The sequence below is a fragment of the Bacteroidia bacterium genome, assembly GCA_019695265.1.
GTDB lineage: Bacteria > Bacteroidota > Bacteroidia > JAIBAJ01 > JAIBAJ01 > JAIBAJ01.
This window is the reverse complement of sequence record JAIBAJ010000020.1, coordinates 1-26343: the sequence shown is the minus strand read 5'-3', so window position 1 is coordinate 26343 and position 26343 is coordinate 1. Positions and strand designations below refer to the sequence as shown.

The 26343-nt window shown below is 40.7% G+C and carries 23 protein-coding genes and 1 tRNA gene; 9 read left to right on the top strand and 15 right to left on the bottom strand.

All coding sequences use genetic code 11. The features are described 5' to 3' along the window. Positions 1-149: 149 nt before the first annotated feature. The gene (locus K1X82_05125; GenBank protein MBX7181474.1) at positions 150-353 is read left to right on the top strand and encodes a hypothetical protein; all 204 of its coding nucleotides are present in this window, start codon (positions 150-152) and stop codon (positions 351-353) included. Continuing rightward, entirely contained in the window at positions 346-603 is a 258-nt protein-coding gene (locus K1X82_05120) for a type II toxin-antitoxin system RelE/ParE family toxin (protein MBX7181473.1), read from the top strand. The genes K1X82_05125 and K1X82_05120 overlap by 8 nt, the downstream gene beginning before the upstream one ends. Here K1X82_05120 and K1X82_05115 read toward each other — a convergent pair. The 6 genes from K1X82_05115 to K1X82_05090 all read right to left on the bottom strand — a co-directional run bounded on the left by K1X82_05115 (position 594) and on the right by K1X82_05090 (position 5918). After that, complete coding sequence (locus K1X82_05115) at positions 594-824, bottom strand: hypothetical protein (GenBank protein MBX7181472.1); 231 nt, start codon at positions 822-824, stop codon at positions 594-596. The two genes, K1X82_05120 and K1X82_05115, sit on opposite strands and share 10 nt — an antisense overlap. Positions 825-985: 161 nt before the next feature. Next, positions 986-1059: transfer RNA gene (locus K1X82_05110), tRNA-Met, on the bottom strand. A gap of 103 nt (positions 1060-1162) precedes the next feature. Further along, positions 1163-2182, bottom strand: coding sequence for a bifunctional oligoribonuclease/PAP phosphatase NrnA (locus K1X82_05105; protein MBX7181471.1), 1020 nt, complete (start codon positions 2180-2182; stop codon positions 1163-1165). A 284-nt stretch (positions 2183-2466) separates the two neighbouring features. Beyond that, positions 2467-3945, bottom strand: a complete 1479-nt coding sequence (locus K1X82_05100; GenBank protein MBX7181470.1) for a CoA transferase — start codon at positions 3943-3945, stop codon at positions 2467-2469. Beyond that, the gene (gene tsaE / locus K1X82_05095) at positions 3942-4364 is read right to left on the bottom strand and encodes a tRNA (adenosine(37)-N6)-threonylcarbamoyltransferase complex ATPase subunit type 1 TsaE (protein MBX7181469.1); all 423 of its coding nucleotides are present in this window, start codon (positions 4362-4364) and stop codon (positions 3942-3944) included. Before tsaE ends, K1X82_05100 begins: the two co-directional genes overlap by 4 nt. Continuing rightward, the gene (locus K1X82_05090) at positions 4365-5918 is read right to left on the bottom strand and encodes a PglZ domain-containing protein (GenBank protein ID MBX7181468.1); all 1554 of its coding nucleotides are present in this window, start codon (positions 5916-5918) and stop codon (positions 4365-4367) included. Between the two features lie 383 nt (positions 5919-6301). Here K1X82_05090 and K1X82_05085 point away from each other — a divergent pair, with 383 nt between their 5' ends. Beyond that, positions 6302-6934: a DNA-3-methyladenine glycosylase gene (locus K1X82_05085; protein ID MBX7181467.1), complete on the top strand. Its 633-nt coding sequence runs from the start codon at positions 6302-6304 to the stop codon at positions 6932-6934. Here the strand turns inward: K1X82_05085 and K1X82_05080 are convergent. The 6 genes from K1X82_05080 to K1X82_05055 all read right to left on the bottom strand — a co-directional run bounded on the left by K1X82_05080 (position 6927) and on the right by K1X82_05055 (position 15311). Beyond that, positions 6927-7505, bottom strand: coding sequence for a SiaB family protein kinase (locus tag K1X82_05080; GenBank protein ID MBX7181466.1), 579 nt, complete (start codon positions 7503-7505; stop codon positions 6927-6929). The genes K1X82_05085 and K1X82_05080 overlap by 8 nt on opposite strands. A 70-nt stretch (positions 7506-7575) precedes the next feature. Next, complete coding sequence (locus K1X82_05075) at positions 7576-9525, bottom strand: ATP-binding cassette domain-containing protein (GenBank protein MBX7181465.1); 1950 nt, start codon at positions 9523-9525, stop codon at positions 7576-7578. 21 nt (positions 9526-9546) lie between these two features. Continuing rightward, the gene (locus K1X82_05070) at positions 9547-11145 is read right to left on the bottom strand and encodes a peptide chain release factor 3 (GenBank protein MBX7181464.1); all 1599 of its coding nucleotides are present in this window, start codon (positions 11143-11145) and stop codon (positions 9547-9549) included. 31 nt (positions 11146-11176) lie between these two features. After that, complete coding sequence (locus tag K1X82_05065; protein ID MBX7181463.1) at positions 11177-12688, bottom strand: NAD(P)/FAD-dependent oxidoreductase; 1512 nt, start codon at positions 12686-12688, stop codon at positions 11177-11179. A gap of 1 nt (position 12689) precedes the next feature. Next, positions 12690-14210: an NAD(P)/FAD-dependent oxidoreductase gene (locus K1X82_05060; GenBank protein ID MBX7181462.1), complete on the bottom strand. Its 1521-nt coding sequence runs from the start codon at positions 14208-14210 to the stop codon at positions 12690-12692. A gap of 72 nt (positions 14211-14282) precedes the next feature. Beyond that, positions 14283-15311, bottom strand: coding sequence for a polysaccharide deacetylase family protein (locus K1X82_05055; protein MBX7181461.1), 1029 nt, complete (start codon positions 15309-15311; stop codon positions 14283-14285). A gap of 80 nt (positions 15312-15391) precedes the next feature. On the opposite strand from K1X82_05055, the gene K1X82_05050 reads away from it, so the two are divergent. After that, positions 15392-17548 (top strand): choice-of-anchor L domain-containing protein, encoded by a 2157-nt coding sequence (locus K1X82_05050; GenBank protein ID MBX7181460.1) that lies wholly within the window; start codon positions 15392-15394, stop codon positions 17546-17548. On the opposite strand, the gene K1X82_05045 is transcribed toward K1X82_05050, so the two are convergent. After that, on the bottom strand, positions 17538-18236 hold the full coding sequence (locus K1X82_05045; protein MBX7181459.1) for a lysoplasmalogenase: 699 nt from the start codon (positions 18234-18236) through the stop codon (positions 17538-17540). The two genes, K1X82_05050 and K1X82_05045, sit on opposite strands and share 11 nt — an antisense overlap. Positions 18237-18785: 549 nt before the next feature. Continuing rightward, positions 18786-19565, bottom strand: a complete 780-nt coding sequence (locus K1X82_05040; protein MBX7181458.1) for a hypothetical protein — start codon at positions 19563-19565, stop codon at positions 18786-18788. Positions 19566-19740: 175 nt separating this feature from the next. Here K1X82_05040 and K1X82_05035 point away from each other — a divergent pair, with 175 nt between their 5' ends. The 5 genes from K1X82_05035 to K1X82_05015 all read left to right on the top strand — a co-directional run bounded on the left by K1X82_05035 (position 19741) and on the right by K1X82_05015 (position 25936). Then, entirely contained in the window at positions 19741-20016 is a 276-nt protein-coding gene (locus K1X82_05035) for a co-chaperone GroES (GenBank protein MBX7181457.1), read from the top strand. Positions 20017-20045: 29 nt separating this feature from the next. Beyond that, a complete protein-coding gene (gene groL, locus K1X82_05030; protein ID MBX7181456.1) occupies positions 20046-21680 on the top strand; it encodes a chaperonin GroEL in 1635 nt (544 codons plus the stop codon). A gap of 283 nt (positions 21681-21963) precedes the next feature. Beyond that, positions 21964-23601 (top strand): phosphoethanolamine transferase, encoded by a 1638-nt coding sequence (locus K1X82_05025; protein MBX7181455.1) that lies wholly within the window; start codon positions 21964-21966, stop codon positions 23599-23601. A 154-nt stretch (positions 23602-23755) separates the two neighbouring features. Next, positions 23756-25282: a SulP family inorganic anion transporter gene (locus K1X82_05020; protein ID MBX7181454.1), complete on the top strand. Its 1527-nt coding sequence runs from the start codon at positions 23756-23758 to the stop codon at positions 25280-25282. Positions 25283-25291: 9 nt separating this feature from the next. Then, the gene (locus K1X82_05015; protein ID MBX7181453.1) at positions 25292-25936 is read left to right on the top strand and encodes a carbonic anhydrase; all 645 of its coding nucleotides are present in this window, start codon (positions 25292-25294) and stop codon (positions 25934-25936) included. 194 nt (positions 25937-26130) lie between these two features. On the opposite strand, the gene K1X82_05010 is transcribed toward K1X82_05015, so the two are convergent. Further along, positions 26131-26343, bottom strand: a 213-nt coding sequence (locus K1X82_05010) for a hypothetical protein (GenBank protein MBX7181452.1), incomplete at its 5' end; no start/stop codon positions are given.

Genomic DNA, 26343 nt, shown 5'->3' with positions numbered 1-26343 from the left:
ACATTTTTACTGAATGTATTCCTTAACTCAAGTAAAGGAAATTGAGTTAATACTTTTTTCATTGGGGTTTCCATTTAGTAACTGTAACTGTCAGATGATTAAAATTTGAAAAACTTGATTATTTTTGCTAAAATATAATCGCAAGGCATATGATAAGCATAAACCCTCAATTTATAAAGGATTCAGCTGGAAATACCCTTGTTATCCTTCCCGAAAAGGAGTTTGACTCATTATTGACTGAAATTGAAGACTTAGAGGACATTCGCGCCTATGATGATGCAAAAAAGGAAGATAATGGCGAACGAATTTTGCTTTCTGAATACTTAAATAAGAGGAAAGAAAAGAATGGTTAGGTATACCGTTATACTTTCTAAAAAAGCGGAAAAGCAACTTGATAAACTTTCGGATGAAAATGCTTTTCCAATTTTGGAATCCATTAGTAAGTTAGCAGAAGATCCTAGACCAAAAGGAAGTAAAAAGTTAAAAGGACGCCTGGGTTATAGGGTAAGAGTTGGTAATTATCGAATCATATATGAAATTTTAGACAAGGAGCTTATTGTTGATGTAATTACCCTTGGTCATAGAAAAGATGTTTACCAATAATTCAAGAAATTAGAGTACACCTTAAAATGTTTTATTGGCGTTTGCTTAAAGGAATTCCAAAGCACAAAAGGTGAATTGGCAGTATCGCAGGTAGGTGTTACATTGGGCCAGGAGGCATTTTCAGCAATTAGCACTTCTTGGGGTATTACCCCTAAGCGGGAGCTGCCGTAGAGTTGGCGTTGTTCGAGTTGGAGGATTTGGGTGACGCTGCTGGTAAACATAGGTAAAAACAGCAAGTTGTTTTTGGGGTTCGAGTTTGAAGGGTCTAATTTAAACCTTGTTTTGTAACTATATAGCAAATAATACTGGGTGAATTTTTTTGCTTTATATAAGGAATTCCAACAAAAAAAGGCAGACTTACATGGTTGTAAATCTGCCTTCGTAGCGGGGACGGGACTTGAACCCGTGACCTCAGGGTTATGAATCCTGTGCTCTAACCAACTGAGCTACCCCGCCAAAATTCCCCTAGTAACCGGAAATTAATCCTTGTTTTTCGGGGGTGCAAATATAGAAAGCTTATTGCTTTGTCAATATGATTTTTAAAAATTTCGCCAAAACCTTATTTAACTAGCAGTTCAGAGGCATATTCTTCTAATAAACCCTCAAATTTGCTCAGTGTTTCGGCCATGTTTTCATACGAAGTTCCGCCGGCAGCCATGGCATGTCCGCCGCCATTGAAATGCTTACGCGCAAATTGGTTTACATCCAGGCCACCACTCGAACGGAAGGAAATCCGAATCTCTTGGCCTCGCTCACTGAAAAAGGCCGCAAATTTCACCCCTGCAATGGATAAGGCATAATTTACTATTCCTTCTGAATCGCCTTGCTGATGGTTGAATCGTTTCAATTCCTCCTGGGTAACCCAAATATAGGCGGTTTGGTACTCTAATTTCACTACCAGTTTTTCGGAAATACAATAACCTAAATACCTCATCCGGTCAATGGTATACGTGCTTAAAACTTCGTTGTGAATTACCGTATGGTCAACACCCAATTCAATCAATCGGGCTGCAATGCGGTGGGTTTTGGGCGAAGTAGACGAAAAACGGAACGAGCCCGTGTCGGTCATGATACCCGTATACAAACAGGTGCCAATGGCCTTGTCTATCATTGCTTCATCACCCAATAGGTCAATAAATTCATACACCAATTCACACGTGGAACTGGCTTCTACCTTGTGGTGCATAAAATCCGCAAAATCTTCGGGCTGTAAATGGTGATCAATTAATACTTTGTAAGCGGGTGAGGCTTCCACCAATACCTTTAAACCCTCTTCAACCCTACTCAACGCATTAAAATCTAAACAAAAAACCAACTCAGCTTCTTCAATTATCTCCTTGGCTTTGGCTTGTTCCTTCTCAAAAACCACTATCCCCTTCGATTCAGGCATCCAATCAAAATATCCGGGAAAAGCGTTGGGTACAATCACCGTAGATCGTATTTCTTTTTTGTCTAAATAATGTTTTAATCCTAAGGTGGAACCCAATGCGTCACCATCCGGATTGCGATGGGTTAATATAACAGCTCGGGTTTGTGGGGAAAGTAATTCCTGTAGTTGCAAGATCTCGTGTGTGGTCAAAGCGTATATTTTTAGCAAAGGTAAGGGCTATTGTATCATGGTTTATAGCTTGCTAAAATTGTTCCCTTGTTTTCTTTTTCTAATGACAAGGGAATAGTTGGACAAAGCTATGACCTTTGGGTTTGCACCCTCGGGTAGGGATAGAAGTGGAAAGCCCACAGACGGCCGCGGCTTTAGCCCGGGCGGCGAGGACTTGAAACGGATAGCCCGACCATTCGCCTTGGCATTATCCTCCGAAATTAGCACCTTCTTCCAATAGGCGAATGGGACCCGCCAAATAAATATTAAATAGTCAAAAGAGAACTGATTTCTGACTTCGAAAACCCAAATTCGATAAGAATTGCTTCACTGTCTTCTCCCAAACTCGGTGCCGGCCAACCTTGGTTTTCCTGAACCGTAAACCCAAATGGATTTCGTTGATAACCAGCTTCATTAAAGCTATTCCTTGCCTTAAAATGAGGATGTTGCCTAACTTCCATCTGGTTCAAAACCGGGGTCAAACAAAAGTCCTGTCCGGCCGTCCAATCCATCCATTCCTTCATTGTTTTTTCCAGGAAGAAACGCTCCAGTTCAGCGATGGATTCATGGCGTTTTTCTTCGGAAAATAAATACATATTCAGTAAATGTTCCTTACCAGCGTGTCGACAAAACAGTTCCCAAAATTTGGGTTCTAAAGCGGCCAAAGCAATAAAACGGCCATCTTTGGTGGAATACAAACGGTAATTGGGCATGCTCCCTGAAAGTTCAAAAGTGGCATCCGGCAAGGCTTTTCGGTGTTCATTTGCCAGCAACCCTAAAGGCATGGCAGCCTCGGTCATGCTGATGTCTAAAAATGCTCCTTTTCCCTGACGATGCTTTTGAAGAAGAGCCGCCAAAATACTACTCAAAGCAGCGTAAGAACCTCCGGCTACATCGGCCGTTTGAAACGATGGCATTTGTCCTTCTCCAATCAGACTGAGCAATCCCGACATAGCCAGGTAGTTTAAATCATGTCCTGCCAGGTGGGCCAACGGACCGGTTTGTCCATACCCCGAAATGGAAACGAAAATCAGACCTGGATTGGCTTTTCGACAGGTTTCTGCATCGAGGCCTATTTTCGCCATCACTCCCGGCCTAAAGCCTTCCAGCACCATATCGGCCTTTGCTACCAGTTTCAAAAAAGCTTTCTTTCCCTGATCGGTTCTAAGGTTAAGGGCAAGACTTTTTTTATGGCGGTTTAAGGCTGTATGAAAAACAGAAACTCCTTTTACCAGAGGAACAAACTCCCGAATAGGGTCGGGCGAATCCGGGTCTTCAATTTTAATTATTTCAGCTCCCAGTTCGGCTAACCATAAACTAGCCAATGGACCGGGTAGTAACCGACTCAAATCCAATACTTTAATTCCTTCCAACGGGCCGCTTATCTTGGGCCTGGAAAGAGTAGGGGAGTCCGGCATACTTCCTGGTTTTATCCGTCTGAATTGCTTGGTAAATTCCAGCATCATCGCTACATTGCTCACTTTAACCTTTCCACTCATCAAGGCCCACTGTGGATTCAGTTCGCCCATTTCCATCTTTGCGTAGTTCTCTCCACTGCATCGAACAACACAATCGGCGCTGTCACTCACTCCTGATTCCAAACTGCATCCCTTTTCCGATACAGTAACCAAATATTGTAAGGCCTGAGGCTCAGAAAAATCCAATTGAACCCGCATGGTTTTACCATTCCACTTTTCGGGTCTAAATCGCTGCGGCAATGATAGTACAATAGCTAGGGCTGTCATGGGTGCAAACCTTTTGAAATCCTAAACTCTCGTTTGTTGCCTTCTGCACTAATCAATACGTTTACAAAATCCTCGTAGAATTCCTGACCATATTCAGGCCATTCAATAAAGCAATAACTGCCGCTGTCTAAATAATCGGAGAATCCAAGTTCGGCCAATTCTCTGCTGCTTTTAATGCGGTAAAGGTCAAAATGGTAGATTTTACCAACGTCTTTGCTAAGATATTCATTTACCAATGCAAAGGTTGGGCTACCCATGGAAGAGGTTACACCTAATTCCTTGCAAATGCGTTTTATTAAAGTGGTTTTTCCACTTCCCATATCTCCTTGAAACAGGAAGACCCGCTCCTTCGGAAAACTATCCAAAATGTTGCGGGCTATCCGGTTTAATTCATCTTCTGATTCTATCTGAAATTTCATCTATTTACTCTTCAAAACAACAAATGGAATCAACACTTCTTCCAGCGAAATTCCACCATGCTGAAAGGTGTTGCGGTAATGGTTTACATAGTGGTTGTAATTGTTGGGGTAAGCAAAGAAATAGTCTTCCTTGGCAAAAACAAAGGCAGTACTCACATTGACCCTTGGCAAAAAGGCATCGCCCGGATTTTTCACTTCAAACACATCGTTCTTTTCCCATTGCATGTTTTTACCTTGTTTGTAGCGCAAATTGGTATTTACATTGCGGTCTCCAATCAGTTTGGAAGGATTTTTTACGCGGATGGTTCCGTGGTCGGTGGTAATGACCAGGGTAGCCTTTTTTGCTGCTACTTGTTGTAAAATATCCCATAACGGACTGTTTTCAAACCAACTTAAGGTAATGCTGCGATAGGCTTTTTCATCGTCGGCTAATTCACGTATTACTTCCATATCGGTGCGGGCATGCGATAGCATATCTACAAAGTTGTAAACCACCACGTTCAGCTTGTTTTGCATGAGGTTTGAAACGCTTTCAGCCAATTTTTTTCCGGCAGCATAATTGGTGATTTTGGTATAACTATGCTTCATATCCCTGCCCAAACGTTTCAATTGATCCGCCAAAAATTCTCCTTCAAATTGATTCTTTCCTCCCTCGTCCTCATCATTCAACCACATTTTCGGGAAACGTTTTTCTATTTCACTGGGTAGCAATCCGGCAAACAAGGCATTTCGGGCATATTGGGTAGCCGTTGGCAAAATGGAGAAGTAAATATCTTCTTGTTCGGTCCTAAAAAGCTCATTTATTACCGGTTGTATCACTTTCCATTGATCATACCTCAAATTGTCTATAACCACCATAAATACCGATTCTTCTTTATCTAAAACCGGAATTAATTTCTTTTTGAGCAAGGTATGGCTCATCACCGGCGGATTAGAATCTTTACCATTAACCCAATTGATGTAATTGCGGTCAATAAATCTCCCAAAAAGGTTGTTAGCCTCTGTTTTCTGCATATTCAAAACTTCGGCCATTCCTTCTTCCTTAGTGCTGTTAATTTCAAGCTCCCAAAACACCAGTTTTTTATACAATTCTGTCCATTCTTCCAGGCTAAGCCGGTCGCTCATGGTCATTCCAATCTGCCTGAATTCCTGTTGGTATCCGCTGCTGGTTTTTTCACGAATCAGGCGCTTATTGTCCAGGTTTTTCTTCAGCGTAAGCAAAATTTGGTTGGGATTCACCGGTTTAATCAGGTAATCTGCAATTTTCGACCCGATGGCATCTTCCATAATGCTTTCTTCTTCGCTTTTTGTAATCATTACTACCGGCAATCCTGAATCAATTTGTTTTATGCGATTCAAGGTCTCTAAACCGGAAATTCCGGGCATGTTTTCATCTAAAAATACAATGTCGAAATGTTCGTCTTTTACCAGGTCCAGAGCGTCGTCCCCGTTGGTAGCTGTTTTTAATTCGTAACCTTTTTCTTTTAAAAAAAGGATATGTGGCTTCAATAAATCTATTTCGTCATCAGCCCACAGGATTTTAATTTTTTCCATTCGATTGGTTTAGAAGGTTGGGAACGCTGCGAAGGTAGGAATATTGTTTCTTGAGCCTTGGTTCCTTCCGGATAAAAATGGTAAATGATTGTTATATTTTTTTCTTTTAGGCGGGTCCCATTCGCATAAGAATCCTCCTTCTTACTAAAAGTTACAAGGCTCATGGTCGGGCTATCCGTTCCTAGTCCTCGTCCCCCTTGGCTATCGCCGTCGGGGTCCTGTGGGCTATCCACTTCTATCCCTAACCGAACTCAACCCCGAATGGCTGTGCTTTTATCCAAAGGTGGTTTTGTTCTGATTTGTTTATTTTTTATTGGTATCTGTAATAAAACCGATATTTGAGGCCTGATCCAATTGGTTTTTCCTATTTTAAATTAGAAAATATGTCGGGGTTAAATCCTTCAATTCGCCTCAGCCAAACCTATTTCGAGCAGGAAGATGTGGTTGCCTTGGCTAAAAACTTAATTGGTAAGGAATTGTTTACTTGTTTTAATGGTCAACTAAGTTCCGGAATCATTACCGAAACGGAAGCCTATGCAGGGGTTTCAGACAAAGCCTCTCATGCCTTTGGTGGCCGCCGAACGGCTCGTACCGAAACCATGTATGCACCCGGAGGAACGGCTTATGTTTATTTGTGCTATGGTATTCACCACTTGTTTAACGTGGTTACCAACCGGGAAAATATTCCTCATGCCGTTTTAGTTCGGGCTGTATTTCCTTTCAGAGGCTTAGAAACTATATTGAAACGCCGAAATCAATCTAGTTTAACCAAAACTACATCGGGTGGTCCCGGAACTGTTTCGGCAGCCCTGGGTATTCGAACCTTGCACAATGGCATTCAGGTGGGCTTACATCCCGAATTGGGAATTCTGGATCGCGGTTTGGAAGTTCCGGTGAAATGGATTCAGGTGGGAAAACGTATTGGAGTGGAGTATGCCAAGGAAGATGCCAATTTGCCTTATCGCTTTTGGCTAACCTGGGAAGATTCAAAAAAAGTAATGGATATGCTTAGTTAACTGCATGTGGTTCAACCGAAAACAAGGTTTTCATGCTTACATACACATGCTCCGAATCCAATTCCTTAATGGAGTAGGCAATTTTATTACCCGTTTTTCTGGCCATATCAATTAAGCCTAATCCTGCTCCGCCTTTTTCCGAAAATGGATTCTCCTGAATGGTTTGATTGTATAATTTGCGTAATCCGATGTCGTCTAAACTGTTAATAGACTCTAATCGGTTTACTAAACCTTCCATTTTATCTCTCTTTAGTACATTTCCGGTAATAATGAAGAATGCTCTGGCTTCTCGTCCAATAACTAACATGGATTTGTAATGCTCCATCACTTTTGGGCTTCCTTCTCCATGCTTTAAAATGTTCTGTACGGCTTCAACCAGCACATTGAACATTTTCTTTTTAATTGACTTTTCATCAATTAAATGATTGATTTTAAATTCAGTAATAGAAAGAATCCGATCCAAAGTTTGGGAACTGATTTCGTCTTTGTATACCATAATCAGCTCGTTCTCTTCCATTATCTTATCGATGGCGTAGAGCTGATTGATTAGCGTTAGGTAATTAACTATCACAGGTGGGTTAGAAAAAAAACCTCGGTTGTAACGCCAAGGTTAAGGAAAGGTTTGCTTTTTTGTAAGAAAATTAACTTTTCATTGTTAATTCTTTTTCTTCTAGTAGTTTTTCCCAGGTTTCCATGGTTGTATTAAGTTCATCCTGAAGACGTTGGTACTTTTCAAAGATAGTTGGGTCATTCTTCGAAACTTCCTTAAATTGTTCCGGATGAGTCATCAGTTCGTCGATTTTTTTTAGTTCTTCTTCCAGTTTCCCAATGATTTCTTCATGTTTTTTGATGGAGTTATCCAATTGTTTGATTTGTTTCTCCATTTGTTTTCTTTTCTCGTCATCAACCGGGTTAGAACTAACCTCTTTTTTCTTTTCTTCTACTTTGGGGCTAGCTGCTTTTTTTTCTAATTCGGCCAGATTAGAAATCTTCTTTGATCGGAGGAATTCATAAATATCTCCATAATGTTGTTTAACAGTTCCTCCCGGGAATTCATAAATTTTGGTGGTTAATCCTTGGAGAAAATCTCTGTCGTGGCTAACTACAACCAAGGTTCCATCGTATTTTAGTAAGGCTGTTTTTAACATATCCTTGCTTCGCATGTCGAGGTGGTTGGTGGGTTCGTCCAGTACTAAAAAGTTATAAGGTTCTAAAAGCAATTTGCACATAGCCAGGCGGTTTTTTTCCCCACCGCTAAGTACTTTCACTTTTTTATCTACCGAGTCTCCTCCAAATAGGAAGGATCCCAAGAGGTTACGAATGTTTTTGCGTACATCTCCAACAGCTACTTCGTCAATGGTTTCAAAAACTGTTTTTTCACCGTCCATGGTTTCGGTCTGGTTTTGAGCAAAATAGCCTAATTTCACCTGATGGCCTTCTTCCAGAATTCCGGTATGGTCGAGTTTTTTAGCCAAAATTTTTGACAAAGTAGTTTTTCCTGCTCCATTTTTCCCAACGAATCCAACCCTGTCTCCACGTTCCAAAATGAAATCAACATTTTCCAGAATCTTTTTGTCTCCATAACTTTTTCCTAATCGTTCGGCTCTTGCAATAACTTTTCCGGAGTGTGGAGCAGGAGGGAAGGAGAAGCGCAGGGTGGCATTGTCATCTTCATCCACTTCAACCAACTCAATTCGATCTAATTTTTTGATAAGAGATTGGGCAAAGGATGCTTTGTTTGCCTTAGCCCGATATTTATCAATTAATTGCTCAGTTTTTTCAATATATTTTTGTTGGTTCTTGGCTGCTGCTTCCTGGGTAGCTTTTCGTTCAGCGCGTAATTCCACATATTTGGAATAATTGGCCCTGTAATCATAAATTTTGCCAAGTGAAATTTCAATGGTTCGGTTGGTAATGTTATCTAGAAATGCTTTATCGTGGCTCACGAGTAAAATAGCTCCCGGATAGTCGGCCAGGAATTCTTCAATCCATTGTATACTTTCTATATCGAGGTGGTTGGTGGGCTCATCCAGTAGTAATACTTCAGGTTTTTGAAGTAGGATTTTTGCCAACTCAACCCGCATTCTCCAACCTCCGCTAAATTCCAAGGTTTGTCTTCCAAAATCTTCTCTGGTAAATCCTAAACCCAACAGTACTTTTTCGGTTGCAGCATCCACGTTATATCCATCCAGCATGCTAAAACGTTCGGTGGCATCGTGTAATTGGTGAATAAGATCCGAATACCCATCACTTTCGTAATCGGTACGTTCGGTTAATTGTTGGTTGATGTATTCGATTTTTTGCTCCAATTCCACCAATTCAATAAAAGCCTTTTTAGCCTCCTCCATCACAGTGAAACCATCCGCATGGTTCATTTCCTGAGGTAAATAACCCACATGACTTCCGGCCGGTTTTGCAATATCGCCCTTGTCGTAAGCCTGTTTGCCGGCTAAAATTTTTAGTAGAGTCGATTTTCCTGCTCCATTTTTTCCAACTAATCCTATCCTGTCTCTAGGGTTAACCAGGAATGATACTTCTTCAAATAAATAGGTTCCTCCAAATTGAACGGAAAGGTTTGATACTGAAATCACGGTTATATAGGTTTTGGGAGACTACTTGGCAGCCTCCATTTTAAATTCTGAGGTAAAATGAAACTGTAACTTGGGATATTTCTCAATCTGGGTGTTTAATATCCAGGAACTTTCGGCGAAATAAACCGGGTTTTGGTCCTTGTCGTAGGCAATATTTCCGGCTTTAAATTGAAGGAAGTCGTGCAAGGCCGCTTCATCATCGGAAGTAATCCAACAGGCTTTGTAAAAATTCAAATGCTGGTATCTGCACGAGGCTCCGTATTCATTCAATAAACGGTATTGAATTACTTCAAACTGAAGGTCTCCTACGGTTCCAATAATTTTTCTATTACCCGGATTTACCGTAAACAATTGGGCAACTCCTTCATCCGATAATTGTTCAATACCCTTTTCAAGTTGTTTGCTCTTCATAGGATCGGTATTAATTACCTCCTTAAACAACTCCGGCGAAAAACTTGGAATGCCTTTGTACATTATTTTTTCACCTTCAGTAAGGGTGTCGCCAATTTTGAAATTTCCTGTATCGTACAATCCTACTACATCACCGGGAAAAGCTTCTTCCACCACAGATTTATCCTGGGCCAGAAAGGAATAAGGATTGGAAAATCGGAAATCCTTGCCAAGTCGAACATGCTTAAAAAATTTATTTCGCTCGAATTTACCTGAACAAATCCTTAAAAAGGCAATCCTATCCCGATGTTTGGGATCCAGATTGGCGTGGATTTTAAAAATAAAACCGGTAAAGTTAGATTCCTCCGGCTTTACTATTCTTACATCGGTATTCCTTGGAATAGGAGTAGGGGCTATGCGAACAAAGGTTTCTAGCAGTTCTTTCACCCCGAAGTTGTTTACAGCCGATCCAAAAAATACAGGTGCAATTTCTCCTTCCAAATAGGTGTTTACATCAAATTCATCATATACCCCTTCAATTAATTCAACGTCTTCCCGCAATTGATTAGCATCCTTTTCTCCTATCAGTTCGTCCAAACCCGGATCTTTCAAATTCTGTATCGAAACTACATCGTCAGAAATTTTGGTTTTGTTGGCACTAAATAGGTTTAAGGACTTATCATATAGGTTATATACACCTTTGAAATGTGCACCAATATTGATGGGCCAACTTAATGGTCTTACCTTGATATTCAACTTCTTCTCAATCTCATCCAAAAGGTCAAACGGATTGCTTCCTTCTCGGTCCATTTTGTTAATAAAGGTAATCACCGGGGTGTTTCTCATACGACACACTTCCATGAGTTTCTCGGTTTGTTCCTCTACACCTTTTACACAATCGATGACCAATATTACACTGTCTACTGCAGTTAAGGTGCGGTAGGTGTCCTCAGCAAAATCTTTGTGTCCGGGGGTATCCAACAGGTTTACCCGAATTCCGTGGTAATCGAACGACATCACCGAGGTTGCCACCGAAATCCCCCGCTGTTTCTCAATTTCCATAAAGTCGGAAGCCGCCGTTTTGGTGATTTTATTGTTTTTAACAGCACCGGCCGTTTGTATGGCACCACCAAAAAGCAATAGCTTTTCGGTAAGGGTTGTCTTACCGGCATCCGGGTGGGAAATAATCGCAAACGTGCGGCGCTTTTGGATTTCTTCTTCTAATTTCATCCTAAAAATTCGGGCCGCAAAGGTAGTGCAATCAAGCCTTCCTTAGTTGGTTTAATAAAAACGAATTTCCAAGTATTTCGGAACAAGTTACTATAGCGGATATCGTAACTCCAACAACACCATGCAGATTCAGGTTTTGCCCTGTCAAATAAAGGTTTTCAATCCGTTGTCTGCTTGAAAAAATATATTTCATAGCCTCCTCTGAATTCATGCTGATTCCATAAATACTTCCTTTGGGAGTTCCTAAATAATCACGGTAGGTTAAAGGCGTTTGTGCTGAATATTCCTGAATATGCTTTTCTATTCCGGGTAAAACCTTGTCTAATTCCTCTATAATCTTTAAGGCTTTCTCTTTTTTAAATTGCTCATAAGTCTCCCCCCTGCTTTCAGCATGTCCTGGAATTACCCGAAATGTGCTCGCCCAAGGCTCTACTTCTTCCCATTTCATATAAGTCATAACCGATAAACTCTCTGCATAGTTCGGGTTCTTTCTTCCCGGCTGACAAAATACGGCTATTGTTTTGGGCCATTCCTCTAATTCATAATCGGTTGTCCATATTTCAGGATATCGGTGATAATAAATGTTGTGGTTAAATACAGGTAAAGTTTCGGGCTTAAGAACTAAATTGAGGGTAAAGGCCGAGGTGGAATTGTCCAATGATTTTATACGATTGATGTAAACCGGTCTTAATAAGCCTGGTTCTAGCATTTCAAACAATTTCTCCGGATGGATGTTGGCTATTACACGGTTACAGGTTATTTCCTGGCCTGAAGTCAATTTTACTGATGAAACGCTTCCTCCACTAGTTTGAATGGATTGAACTTCGGAGTAATTCCTGGCTTCTCCTCCCCATTCCTTTAACTTTTCTAATAAAAGTTTGGCAATCTGGTCAGCACCATCTATGCATTTCCAGGCACTTTGGAGGTAGGCAAACTCCACCATGGCATGTACATACAAAGGCGTTTTGTAGGCTTGCCCTGCATAAAGTAAGTTGTTTCCGGCCAATACTTTTTTTAAGGTAGTATTGTCCGTCAGTTGATCGAGGTATTCTCCAATACTTTGTTGGTAGTGGGGTGATAGAACAAACTCACCGGGTTCAATATGAACATTGTAGTAGGGTGTTTGCTCAGTTATTCGTTGTAAATCTTCCCAATACGTTTCAATAGCCTTTCTTTCGTCCGGGAAATAGGCTGCCATAGTCTTAATAAATTCCTCTTTTCCTTGCGGTATTTTATAGGTGTTTTCCCGTCTTCCCAATTGGATGTGGTCAAATCCGTCCGCATTCAAGGGTTTTATTTGAAGCTTATCAAGTATTCCCAGGTAATTAAAAAGTCTGTGCAATGGTTGTCCTTCTCCTAAGCCTCCGATATAATGAACACCTGCATCAAAAACCACTTTTCCCCGTGAAAACAGTTGCAAGGTTCCCCCAAATTGCCGGTTTTTTTCTAAAACACAAACCTTGTATCCGTTTTTTGCAAGGATACAGGCTGTTTCCAATCCACCTAATCCGGAACCAATAACCACTACATCGAACTTGTCCATGTTACCTGGTCTTGAATGGCACTTTGTATTTTTTGCAAATTTCTTTTGCTACATCCCGGCCTTGTTTGGCAGCAACAGGTAAGCCTCCGCCGGGTTGACTCCAATGACTGGAATAAAAGAAATCTCTGAGTCCGGGCAGGTAGAATCCAATAGAATAAAGTTCAAAAATATTATTGCTGGGCAACCATCCCTGTGCACTTCCCTTCCAATTGTTCGTATATCTTAAAACCGAAGCAGGAGTAGCAAAATCCATTTCTTCTACCTTGTCCTTTATTCCTCCTAATCGTTTGTCAAGCTCATTTAAAATTTGCTCCTGAAATGCTTTTTTTACTTCCCGGTATTGGGCCCGGTTGGATTTTCTTAACTGAATCCAGAAGTCGCCTTTTTTGGTGTAATAACTAACTACCACGGAAGTTTTTCCCTCGGGTGCCATCGTTGGGTCATAGTGGTATAAATGAACCTCAAACCGGTCATAGCTGGTTCCATCAGGCGAAACAATGGGTTTTTCTAACGGGAATCGGGTGAAATGGGGTAGGTGACGTAAATCTGCATTGATTCCGAAGGAGAACTGTACTACCCCGTAATAAGGCTCTAGAACCTTTAAATCAGCAAATTGTTGGGATTTTTTATCTATGAATTTTCCATCCAAAGCTTCGAAAAGGGTCCAATGCCAATCACTTGCCGAAACCGTTATGTCGGATTCATGTACTACATTGTTTCTTACAAGCAAACCGGTGGCTCTGCCATCTTTAACCAATATTTTATGTACCGGTGTTTTGTAGTGTATTTTGCCTCCTAAACTCAGGTAGCGTTGTTCTAAATGTTCAGCAAATTTTAAGGAACCACCAATCGGATAACCGGCACTTTGTTTATCCATTGCTGCTAATGGCATGGTAAACACTAACATATTCACTTCATGTTCGTCGTATAACGTGCGAATACTTTCTGCCAAAAAGGGGTTTTTCAATTTCTTGGCAAAACTGAAATTGGTCTCATTTTTCCATTCCATCAGTAATTTGAAAAACCTCCAATACCTGGCCATTTTGATTCCTCGTTTGGTAGCCTCCCAAAAGGGTAAATCATCCAGAATAGGCGGTAAATCAAATTCTTGCATGATTCGAACCGAATTCACCAATCGCTTAATTTCATAACTATCTTCCGGTGCAAGATCCAATAAGTACGCTTCCAGTTTGTTCAGATTGGTATAGAAATAGAAGGTCTTTTCTCCATATTTGTTTACATGGTCCTTGAGTTCAATGGCCATCCTTACGTCATGGTGATGAAATTGAATAGCATTCAAATCCATCAGTTCATCCCAAATTTTATGAAAAGAGCTTCCTGAATCACTTCCTAATATCCAATGTGCGCATCCATCAAAGGTATAATCTCCCTTTTTCCAACTGGTACAAAGTCCGCCGGGAATGGTATGCTTTTCAAAAATCCGCGTTTCAAACCCGCACATTTGAAGGTAACATCCGGCACTAAGTCCTGAAATTCCTGCACCGATTATGTTAACTTTCATAGGTATTTAGGTAGGCTGACAAAGGTAAGTTTGGAAGGTGGAGTTTGTGAAAAATAGTAAGAATTTTATGTTTTAATAGTTATCGGCAAAGTGTCGTATTCCGGAAAGGATGTGTAGTAGCTTTTCATTATCAATCATTTCTCCTCCGGCATATCGGGGTAAGGCAAATGGGTTAAGTTTTTTCCCGGTTAAATTTCCGGGTTGAAAGGTCACCGCACTCTGATATCCAATTTCTTTTGCCATTCTAAATTCTCGATCTCCACATTCGTTTGGGGAGCCATACGGGTAAGCCAAATGTCTGATTTCCTTATCCAATAACTTTTCTAAATAACGCTTCGATTCCAACATTTCGTAACGAACTTCTTCTTCTTTTAATTTTTTTAAGGGTAGGTGATTAACAGTATGGGATCCTATGTGTAATAAGGGATGGTTTCGTAAGGCAATTAAACTGGCTTCCGGGATGGCAACCGATAAGGTATAGTCCTTACTCCATGCCTCATCTTTGCAAAACAAACTCAAAAGTTCGTTTCTGCTGAGTCGGCTTTCCCAATCTAAAATATGAGACCTGATTTCCCACCAGGCCTTGGTCTTTTCTTCCTTATTCTCTGCGCTTAATTCCAGTGTTTTGTCAGGAAATTCATATTTAACGCTGGAATGATTCCAAACTTGCTCCTCCAAAATATCCCACCACCGTATCATGGTTCCTTGTAATAAATTTAAACTCGGATAAATGGTAAATGGTACCCCATGCTTTTCAAAAATGGGTAATCCAAACCGCAAGTTATCTGCATAGCCATCATCAAATCCAAAACTCACAAATTTCCGAGTTTTATCAGGATTTTGAATCCGAAGCAACACCTCATCCATGTCGATAAATTCATAGTTTTTTTCTTTTAAAACTTGAATCAACCATTCCAAATATTCCGGCGAAACAGCCATTCCTTTGGCTCCAAACAAGGGCGACTGTTCATTTTTGGGCAGTATACGATGAAAACAAAAAATGATTCCTTTACCACCAAATATCGGACTAGAAACCAAACCATTAGTCTTTACAAAAAGGCCTAATAGCTTTTGTTTAATCCAGGGAGGTAATGCAGTCATGTATGCAAAGATGCTTCAATACTTCCAATTCTAAACCACTGTTTTTAGCAACTTTTTCAAAATCATTGCGTTAATTTGAATTGAACGGAATTTTGTGTATTTTTGTAAGTTGTCATAATTTGAAACTGAAACGCTATATCTTTTTGTTTTTCCTTCTAAAACTCACTGTTTTAGAGGGGTTTGGGCAATTGGTAGTGGATGATACTCAAACATCCCAGCAATTGGTTCAGGATGTTTTACTGGGAGGAGGTGTTTCTGCTTCAAATGTGGTTTTTAATGGTACCGCCAATGGAAATGGCCCTCAAATTGGCTATTTTTATGGTAGTTCTAATTTAGGAATGGCAACTGGAATTATCTTAAGTACCGGTAATTCCATTGATGCCGGTGGGCCTAATAACAGTGGAAGTACCAGTACTGACTTACTCCTGCCCGGCGATGCCACCCTTGAAAGTCTCGACCCCGGACTTGTCTCCAAGGATGCCGCTATTCTTGAATTTGATTTTATTCCTCTTTCCGATACCCTTAGCTTTCGTTATGTGTTTGCATCCGAGGAATATATGGAATACGCCAATTCTGATTACAACGATATTTTTGGTTTTTTTATTTCGGGTCCCGGAATCACCGGTGTTCAGAACATTGCTCTTATTCCGGGCACTTCCACCATGGTAAGCATCAATAACGTGAATGCTTTTAATAACCCCTCCTATTATGTAGATAATGGCGACGGTGATTCTTTTACCCCGGGTGATGGACAAACTGTTCAATACGATGGTTTTACCAATGTTTTAACTGCTACTGCAATCGTTCATGCCTGCCAAACTTACCACATTAAACTCGCAGTTGCCGACGTGTTTGATGGGGCTTTTGATTCAGCCGTATTTTTGGAAGCAGGCTCTTTTTCTGCCGGTTCCATCGGGCTCTCAGCTCAATCGGATTATTCTGCTTCCTTAAACGATACGGCTTTGGTGGAAGCTTGTGGAAATTCAAAGATTATTTTTAGCCGTACCGGTAATACCAGTTCTCCTCTTACCATCAATTTTGCATTGAATGGTTCTGCTACTCAAGGATTGGATTACGAGGTTTCTGCCACTTCTGTAACCATTCCTGCTGGATTTAATGTAGCTTCTGTTGATATTACCATTCTTCAGGATAACATTACAGAAGGTGCTGAAAACATTATCGTTACTCCCCTAATCAATATTGCTTGCCAAAGCGAAGTCCCAACCCTTACCCTCACCATTGTAGACCAAACTCCAATTACCTTAACTACTACTCCGGATGTATTAACTCCTTGTCCTGCCCAAACACTTTTGCAGGTTTTCCCACAAGGCGGAAACCCCGGATATGTGTACCGTTGGACCAATGAAAATGGAACTCAAATTTCTACCCGCGATACCGTTACCGTTTTCCCCTTAAATACTTCCACTTACTTTGTAGAGGTAACTGATACCTGTGGAACTCAATTGGTAAAAGATTCGGTTACCATCACCATACCAGGTTATGTTCCAATGCAATTTGTTGTGAATTCACCCCGAATTTGCAGAGGCGATACTGCTACCATGACCATCGATGTTTCGGAAGGTAAAGCTCCTTATACATATCGATGGAAATTTGATCAATCTACCTCCGATCAGGCTTTTGCCAGTCCCGCATTTTCCGGATATTTTGTCGTGGAAGTTACCGACCTTTGTGGAATTGTAGATTCGGCTAAGGTGTTAGTTGAAGTGGTTGGACCTGAAGCCCGGTTTACTTCCCGTCAAAATGGACCAAGAGAATTTGTCTTTATTAATTCTTCCATCGATGCCATTAACTATATTTGGTATTTTGGCGATGGTGATACTGCAGCAACTTATAACTCTGCTCATGTTTATGCCGACTCCGGATGGTACGATGTTACCTTACTTGCCGAGAATCGCGAAGGCTGCCTGGATACAGCCGTTCTGATGATTCATGCCTTCCCCGATTTAAATGTTTACCTGCCCAATGCCTTTACTCCTAATGAAGATAATGTCAATGATATGTGGTATGCCGTTGGAGAAGGTTTTAATATGTCGGAAGTGCGAATTTACGATCGTTGGGGTGCAGAAATTTACCGCGCTAAACACCCAACCTGGGGTTGGAATGGAACCAATCGCCAAGGTGAACCTGTTGAAGGTACCTTTACCTATGTATTCGAGTTTTTTACTCCCATGGGCGATTCAGCCAAAAAGTACGGTCATGTTACCGTTATTCGCTAAGTGTCGCCTTTCTTTCTAAATGCTCCAAACATCCTGTGGCAATGAAAAATTGAGCCACATAATAAGTTGACATAATGGCCAAATTGGAATATTCAAACGGATGTACAAACTTGTTGAGCGCTATAATAGAATCAGATAGTAAGAAAAGGATAGCGCCACCCAATACCTTTTTCCAACTGCTCGAACTGGTGTGATTGATTCGTAAACCGGCCATCACGCCCATGCAGGTAATAGCTGTCATATAAAATAATACCGGAATTTTCATCTCCCCCAAATCGTTTTTCATTAGCGAATACATGGCCAAACTCATTAAAACGATAGGATTGCTTACCATCACTTTCACCGAAAATGAATTGGAATGTCCACTTTGCTTGATGTTTTGAAAATATCCCCGTATATAAAACAAATGGGCAATTAAAAAGGAAACCAATCCCACCAGGAAAAAATTCGGGTTATACCGGGGAAACATCAGGAAAATGTCTCCACCCAAACTGGCTATTAATCCTATCAGAATGGATTTGCTAAACACTGAAACATTCTTTTTGCTTTGGGTATAGAAATAGTAAATGATAAACCCGGTAACTGCTGGTTTTACAAGGAAAATAGCCCATTGAATATGGAAAAATTCCAATCCTAGTTCAAGAAGAAACAGACCGAGGAAATATTTCGTAAAGTTTGATTTGTCCATTAAGTAATAGAATTAGGTTCACAAAGATGGTACTATTCTTTTATTTTCCAGGAATAAAAATGGAATTGTAAAATGATGTAAAGGGTGTTTGTGCAGGTTAACCTGTTTAAGATGAATTTGGCGGGTCCCTTCGCACAACCTTAAACCTATTTAACCAACTTTTGTAAGGCTCAGGTCGGGCTATTCGTTCCAAGTCCTCACCGCCCGGGCTAGTGCCACGGTCGTCTGCGGGCTTTCCACTGCTATCCCTACCCGAAGCTGAAGTGCAAAACCATGGTTTGGGTTCCATTTCCCTGGCTGGCTGTCTAATTTTGTTTCACCTTTTTTCCCCATTTGTTATTTTGAAATGCTGGCAGTTGGGCTTGCACCCTCGGGCAACGATAGAGGCAAGTAGCCCACAGGAGCACGCGGCGCTAGCCAAGTGCGACGAGGACTACAGCCGATAGCGTGACCCGAACGCCCATGCAATACCGCTTGGAATTGCTATGCAGCCAAATATGGGCGGAGGGGGCCCGCATAAACAAACACCGAGTTAAATGAGAAGGCTTGCTAATAAACATACTCTGCGGCAGAGCGTTTGTATAAAGGAATTACCCAACCCACCCTAAAACCTAATAAGTGGTCGAAATACTTGTCGTTGTTAGGTAATCCGGTAGTGTAATCATAGGCACGTTGGTATTGGGTAAAAGCACCAATAAATTCGGCAGCCACAAAAAAATTAATCAAACGTTTATTACTCAAATACATGTATCCGATACTTGCTCCAAATGCCGGGCCATTACTTAATCGATCGTAACCTTTTTTGCCTTCTTTATCCAGGGTAGTTACATTATTATCTTCCACCTGAATGCGGATTTTATGCTCCATAAAACCTCCACCAAGCGTTATAAAAGGTCCGGAATTTGGATTGGGCCCGGTAATTCCTTTGAAGGAGAATATATATCCTATTTTGCCCATCACACTCCAGCCTCTTTCAAACATGTTTACACCAATGTAGTAACCATCTTGTCCAATCAGGTTACCGTCGGGCGTACGTAAATGCACCAATGGATCTTCTTTAACCTCATTGCCAAACAAGTAACGAAAATCTGCTCCAACCAGGATTCTACTTTTTGTTTTGTATAGAAAATCAAATCCAACGGAGGAATTATTACCAAAACGTTTGGCCATATCTCCACCCACCAACTGATAGGCATAACTAAACTTAAACAAGGGAAAAGCCAAAGTGCTGTCTTTTACATTTACCTGAGCCTTGGAGGGAAGGTAAGCTGAAAAAGCAATAAGGAATGCCAGGGAAGTTTTTTTATACCAGGTTTTTAAATGTAACATGTAGGCAAAGGTATGACTCCAGATTTAAGAGATGGAAAATATTGCCAATTAAACTGACAAAATTTCAAAGGGTTTAACCATAGGCTGAAAAATTGACAATAAAGTTTTGGTTGGCATAATATCTGAGAAGGGCGGAGCAAAAATCTCTAATATTAACCTTTAAATAAAAAATAACATGTCAGTATCAATCCGTCCATTAGCAGACCGAGTGCTTGTTGAAGCAGCACCTGCTGAAGAAAGAACTGCAAGCGGTATCATTATTCCCGACACCGCCAAAGAAAAACCACAACGTGGAACCGTTATTGCTGTTGGCAATGGCAAAAAAGATGAGCCTGTAACAGTTAAAGTTGGGGATCAGGTTTTATATGGCAAGTATGCCGGCACTGAAATCACCGTTGAGGGAAAAGAATACCTCATTATGCGTGAAAGCGACATTTTCGCAATTCTTTAATTCTAACACTTAATTTAAAATTTTAAAACATGGCAAAAGATATCACTTTTAACCTAGAAGCCCGTGATTCCTTGAAGAAAGGAGTTGATGCATTGGCTAATGCAGTAAAAGTTACCCTTGGTCCTAAAGGCCGTAATGTGGTAATTGAGAAAAAATTTGGAGCTCCAACCATTACCAAAGATGGTGTTTCGGTAGCAAAAGAAATTGAATTGAAACACCCGATCGAAAACATGGGTGCCCAAATGTTGAAAGAAGTTGCATCAAAAACTGCGGATTTGGCAGGAGATGGAACAACTACTGCAACAGTTTTGGCTCAGGCTATCGTAACAGCCGGATTAAAAAACGTTGCTGCCGGAGCTAATCCAATGGATTTAAAACGCGGTATCGATAAAGCAGTAAGCTTGGTTGTAGAAAACCTTCAAAGCCAATCACAAGCTGTTGGTGATGATAACAGCAAAATTGAGCAAGTAGCAACCATTTCGGCTAATAACGATAACGGAATTGGTAAATTGATTGCAGAAGCAATGGCCAAAGTTTCCAAAGAAGGTGTTATTACCGTTGAAGAAGCAAAAGGAACCGATACTACCGTTGATGTAGTGGAAGGTATGCAATTTGACCGTGGATATATCTCGGCTTATTTCGTTACCAATGCTGAGAAAATGGAAGCGGTTTTAGACAATCCTTACATTTTGATTCACGACAAAAAAATCAGCAGCATGAAAGATTTGTTGCCGATTTTGGAAAAAACCGTTCAAACCGGTCGTCCATTATTAATTATCTCTGAAGAGTTGGAAGGTGAAGCCTTAACTACCTTGGTGGTAAATAAAATTCGTGGAACCTTAAAAATTGCTGCTGTAAAAGCTCCTGGTTTTGGAGATCGTCGTAAGGCTATGTTGGAAGATATCGCCATTTTAACCGGTGGTCAATTAATTAGCGAAGAGCGTGGCTGGAAATTGGAAAGTGCTGATTTGAGTTATCTTGGACAAGCTGAAAAGGTTACCATCGACAAAGACAACACAACTATTGTTGGAGGTGCCGGTCACAAAGACGATATCAAAGCCAGGGTAAATCAAATTAAAGCCCAAATTGAAACTACCACTTCTGATTACGATAAAGAGAAATTGCAAGAGCGTTTGGCTAAATTAGCCGGTGGAGTTGCAGTATTGTATGTTGGAGCTGCTACTGAAGTGGAAATGAAAGAGAAAAAAGATCGCGTTGACGATGCTTTACATGCAACACGTGCTGCTGTTGAAGAAGGAATAGTACCTGGTGGTGGAGTTGCTTACATTCGTGCTGTTTCTGCTTTGGATGGTGTGAAAGGAAGTAATGATGATGAAACAACCGGAATGGCCATTGTTCGTCGTGCTTTGGAAGAACCACTTCGTCAAATTGTTGCTAACTGCGGCGGTGAAGGTTCTATCGTGGTTCAAAAAGTTCGTGAAGGAAAAGCTGATTTCGGCTTCAATGCACGTACCGAAACCTACGAAAACCTTTTTGCAGCAGGGGTAATTGACCCAACTAAAGTAACTCGTGTTGCTCTTGAGAATGCCGCATCTATTGCCGGTATGCTTTTAACAACGGAGTGTGTTTTAGCTGATGCAAAAGAAGATAAACCAGCCATGCCGGCTATGCCTGACATGGGTGGAATGGGCGGAATGATGTAATTCATTTCTCCTGAACTTAGTAGCCCCATCTCTTTCCAAAGGGATGGGGCTTTTTTATTGCTTTTTGCCTCGTGCTAGTTCCTAAAATGGATGAACACCAATGCTGCAATTGATTCTATTAAGGCCATTAAAAAACTGTGCAGGTTAAGTATTGCTAAACATCATTGGACAAGTACAGATTGGCAATCGGTATCATTTGTTCACCTCCTCTCCCGGAGCAAATTTAGATGGAATGGTTGCCAATGAATAATCAGTATTACCTTTGTTATTCAACCCAATTCCATTGATTAACAAGTCTAAACTCCTAGCTATTTCCTATTGGTTGATATGGGCATTGCTGGTTGTTTCGCCTTTGGTGGTGAGGCATTGGTACGATTACATATATTCCTTGCCTGTTTACCGCAATTTGATTGGAATTTTGGTTCAGTTTCTAGTGTTATTTTTAGCAGCTACCGGCTTGTTGGGATTAAGGAAAGCAGCTCTGGTATTCAGTATCCTGGGTACCCTGAATCCATTTGAAATTATACATTCCTATTATCTGCAAACCCAATTTAATGCAGGAACCCTGCAATTGGTTTTAAGCCTGAACCAAACCAAGGCCACCGAGTTTTCCCAGGGCTTTAATTACTTTTTATTTATAACATTCCTGATTCCGCCCGGGATTTGGCTTTGTTATTCCTTGCTGAAATTCCCTGAGTTTAAGCTGAAATCTAGGTTAATTGGTTTGGGAGTTTCGGTGGTGCTGTTTGTTTATTTTGGCTATAAGCCTTGGTTTCCGAAGCCGCTGAAAGGCTTTGATCCTAAACTCAGCTATTCCAATTGGTGGAAATACCCTCCAATTAATTTGCCCTTATCTTTTGTGAAGTTCGGATTAGATTATGCCGAAAACCATAGCTTGCTGGAACAACGGTCTAAGTTTAAGTTTAATCCGGTTAAGAAGGCAGACAATGGCCTAGGCGAAGTGGTGGTGCTGGTTTTAGGGGAATCATCCCGAGCAAGAAATTGGCAACTCTTCGGGTATTCAAGGCCTACCAATCCTTGTCTTCAAAAACGAAAAAGTCAATTGGTTCTATGTCCGGATTACATAGCCACAGGGAACAATACCCGGTTGAGTTTTCCTCAACTTGTATCGAGAGCCAATCCTTCGGAATTTGAGCTCTTTAGAAAGGAGAAAAGTATTATTTCGTTGTACCGGGAGGCAGGTTTCGAAACCTGGATACTCAGCAACCAAGGTTTGTTGGCAGAGGATTATTCGTTTATAGCTCAGGATGCTGACAGCTTAATTCACTTTCCGGTTTATAAACATACCGATCAGGTTTTGATTAAGCCTTTGGATGAACTCTTAAGAAGGAAAACCGGCAAGAAACTCTTCGTAGTTGTTCATTTGATAGGTAATCATTTTAATTATAGTTTACGTTATCCTTCCGCTTTTAAACGTTTTAGTCCAGGTATGGAAGACAAACCTTATCATTACGATGTACAACACAAGGCTCAAACCATCAACAGTTACGATAATTCCATTGTATTCACCGATTTTTTGGTAAATGAATTTATTTCTCAGTTAGAAAAACTCCCCGGAAAGTCAAGTTTATTCTTTGTGGCAGATCATGGAGAATTGATATTTGACTTAGCAGGTTACTCCATTGCTCACAGCAGCGAACATCCCACCGAGCCAGAGGTGCATGTGCCATTTTTTGCCTGGTTCTCCGCTGAAAAAAGGAATGAAGATAAGATTGCTCATTTCAGGCTAAATGCCGGAAATCGATTGAATTCCATGGTGATTTTTTATTCTTTAGCAGGTGCTAGCGACTTACGGTACAGTTTAGATAAACCGGAGCTAAACCTGTTTTCAGATCAGTTTTTGGGATTGAAGGAACGTTGGATTCTGACTCCTTCGTTTAACAAATACCGCTACGACTAAGTGACTTGTTTGATAAAATTAACAGGAGTTGGTGAAATTTCAGATGAAAAGCAAAGTGCCTGTAAAATGAAATCCCCTAAGGTTCAATCGATAACCTTTTTCAAGTTTGTTTTATTAGGTAGTTTGCTTAGGAAGAATTTGCTTTGTAAACCTTATGAGTAAAAAAAGTGCGTTCAGAACCCTAGGTTACGACCTCCCGGCCTCCCTGGTCGTAGCCTTGGTAGCTTTACCTTTATGTTTAGGTATTGCCCTTGCATCCGGTGCCTCGGCACTTAGTGGCCTAATTGCCGGTGTTGTTGGAGGTATTGTGGTTGGATTACTCAGTAATTCTCAAATTAGTGTTTCCGGTCCGGCGGCAGGTTTAACCATGATTGTACTTTCAGGAATTCAGGAATTAGGAGCTTTTCAAACCTTTTTATTGGCCTTATTGCTGAGTGGAATTATTCAAATTGTGTTGGGTTTCTTAAAAGCCGGGGTTATAGGAAACTTCTTTCCAAACACGGTCATTAAAGGAATGTTGGCGGCTATTGGAGTTATTTTAATTCTAAAGCAAATACCCCATGCCGTTGGGTATGATGCCGACGCCGAAGGAGACGAGAACTTTGTTCAGCCCGATGGTCACAATACGTTTAGTGAGTTTTTGTATATGGCCGATAACTTTTCGCCCGAAATAATTTGCATCAGTATAATTTCGTTGGCCATTCTGCTATTCTTTGAAACCAAATTCATTAAATCAAGTGCCATTCAAACCATTCCTGCTTCCTTGATTGTGGTAATTGCCGGAATTGTTGCCAGTTATGTATTCAATCGGTTTTTTCCTGCCTGGTCTTTGCAAAAAGAGCATTTGGTTTCTTTACCAAGCATAGGTTCTTTTCAAGAATTAAAATCACAGCTAAGTTTTCCTGATTTTTCCCAGCTTCAAAATCCGTTGGTTTGGAAAGTTGCTCTTACCTTGGCCATAGTAGGTTCCTTAGAAAGTTTACTGAGTTTGGAAGCTGCAGAAAAGCTGGATCCATTTAAACGCTCGGCCTCTACAAACAAAGAATTAATTGCCCAAGGTGCCGGTAACATGGTGTCGGGTTTGCTGGGAGGCTTACCGGTTACAGCTGTTATTGTTCGTACTACCGCTAATATTTCCGCCGGAGGAATTACTAAATTGTCTACTATTTTTCACGGTTTTATTATTCTCTTTAGTGTTTTGATAATTCCGGGTATATTAAACCTGATACCACTTTCTTCCCTGGCGGTAATTCTCATTATGGTGGGTTATAAACTAACTAAACCGGCAATTTTTATAGAAATGTATAACAAAGGTTGGAGTCAGTTTATCCCTTTTTTGGTTACCATAATAGCAGTAGTTTTTTCAGATATGCTTAGAGGAATTTCCCTGGGTATGGTGGTGGCTATTTTCTTTATTCTTAAAACCAATTTCCGTACAGCAATTTTGGTTACTTCCGATGGTAATGATTATTTAATTAAGTTTGTTAAGGATGTTACCTTTACCAACAAATCCTATTTGAAAAACCAACTCAACAAAATCCCCAACGAGGCTAATCTGGTAATTGATTGCAGCCGTCCAATTTTTATCGATCATGATATTTTGGATTTGCTCGACGAGTTTAGCATTGCTGCCCGAAACAAAGAAATTAACCTGGAAATACGACGCAGGAAAGAAATTTAACCTTTATCTATGGAATCATTTAAGCGACTATTACTCGAAAACAGGGCCTGGGCTCAGGAAAAATTGTTAATGGATAAGGATTTTTTCCTCCGGATGTCCAAGGAGCAAAAGCCTGAATTTTTATGGATTGGTTGTTCCGATTCCAGGGTTCCGGCTAATGAAATAACCAATACCGACCCGGGCGATATATTTGTGCAGCGCAACATTGCCAACCTGGTTGTAAATACCGATTTAAATCTGCTAAGTGTATTGCAATTTGCTGTTGATGAGCTTAAAGTAAAGCATATTGTAGTTTGCGGACATTATGGTTGTGGTGGTGTAAAAGCCGCCTTGAGTAGTCAAAGTTATGGAATGTTGAACAAATGGTTGCATAATATCAAGGATATTTACCGCATTCATGAAGCTGAATTGAATGCAATTTCTGATTTTGATAAGAAATTCGACCGCATGGTAGAAATCAATATTTGTGAGCAAGTGTTTAATTTGGCCAAAACGTCTATCGTTCAGCGGGCCTGGGATAGTGAGCAGCGACCTATGCTGCATGGTTGGGTGTTTTCCATGAACGATGGTATTTTGTCTGAGTTATGTCGCATGCAACCCGGTGATGAAATTCCTCCTATTTACCAATATCAGTTCGATCGTAGAAAGGATTAGCCTTTTTCGTTAAAAAAGATCGAAAATCCATATCCGGAATAGGGTAGAGTCAATTATTTTTTTTAGGCGGGTCCCATTCGCATGAGTTTTGGTTCATTTCCCAAAGGATTTCGGGCTCATGGTCGGGCTTTCGGCGTTACTCCTCGGCCCCCTTGCTAGCGCTGCGTGGTCCTGTGGGGTAACTGCCTCTATCCCTACCCGACGGGAAACCAACCATCGGTAAGCTCCTCAAAATGGATGGTATAAAGCCATATTTTGGAATAGTTTTTACAGCTTGGGTTTGCACCTCGGGCAACGACAGTTTGTCTAAAAAGCCCTCCTTTTTGTAACTTACTGATTGTTAATAACTTACCCGATAATAAATTCACAATACATTGATTTTCAGTATATTTATGCATGAAATTTAT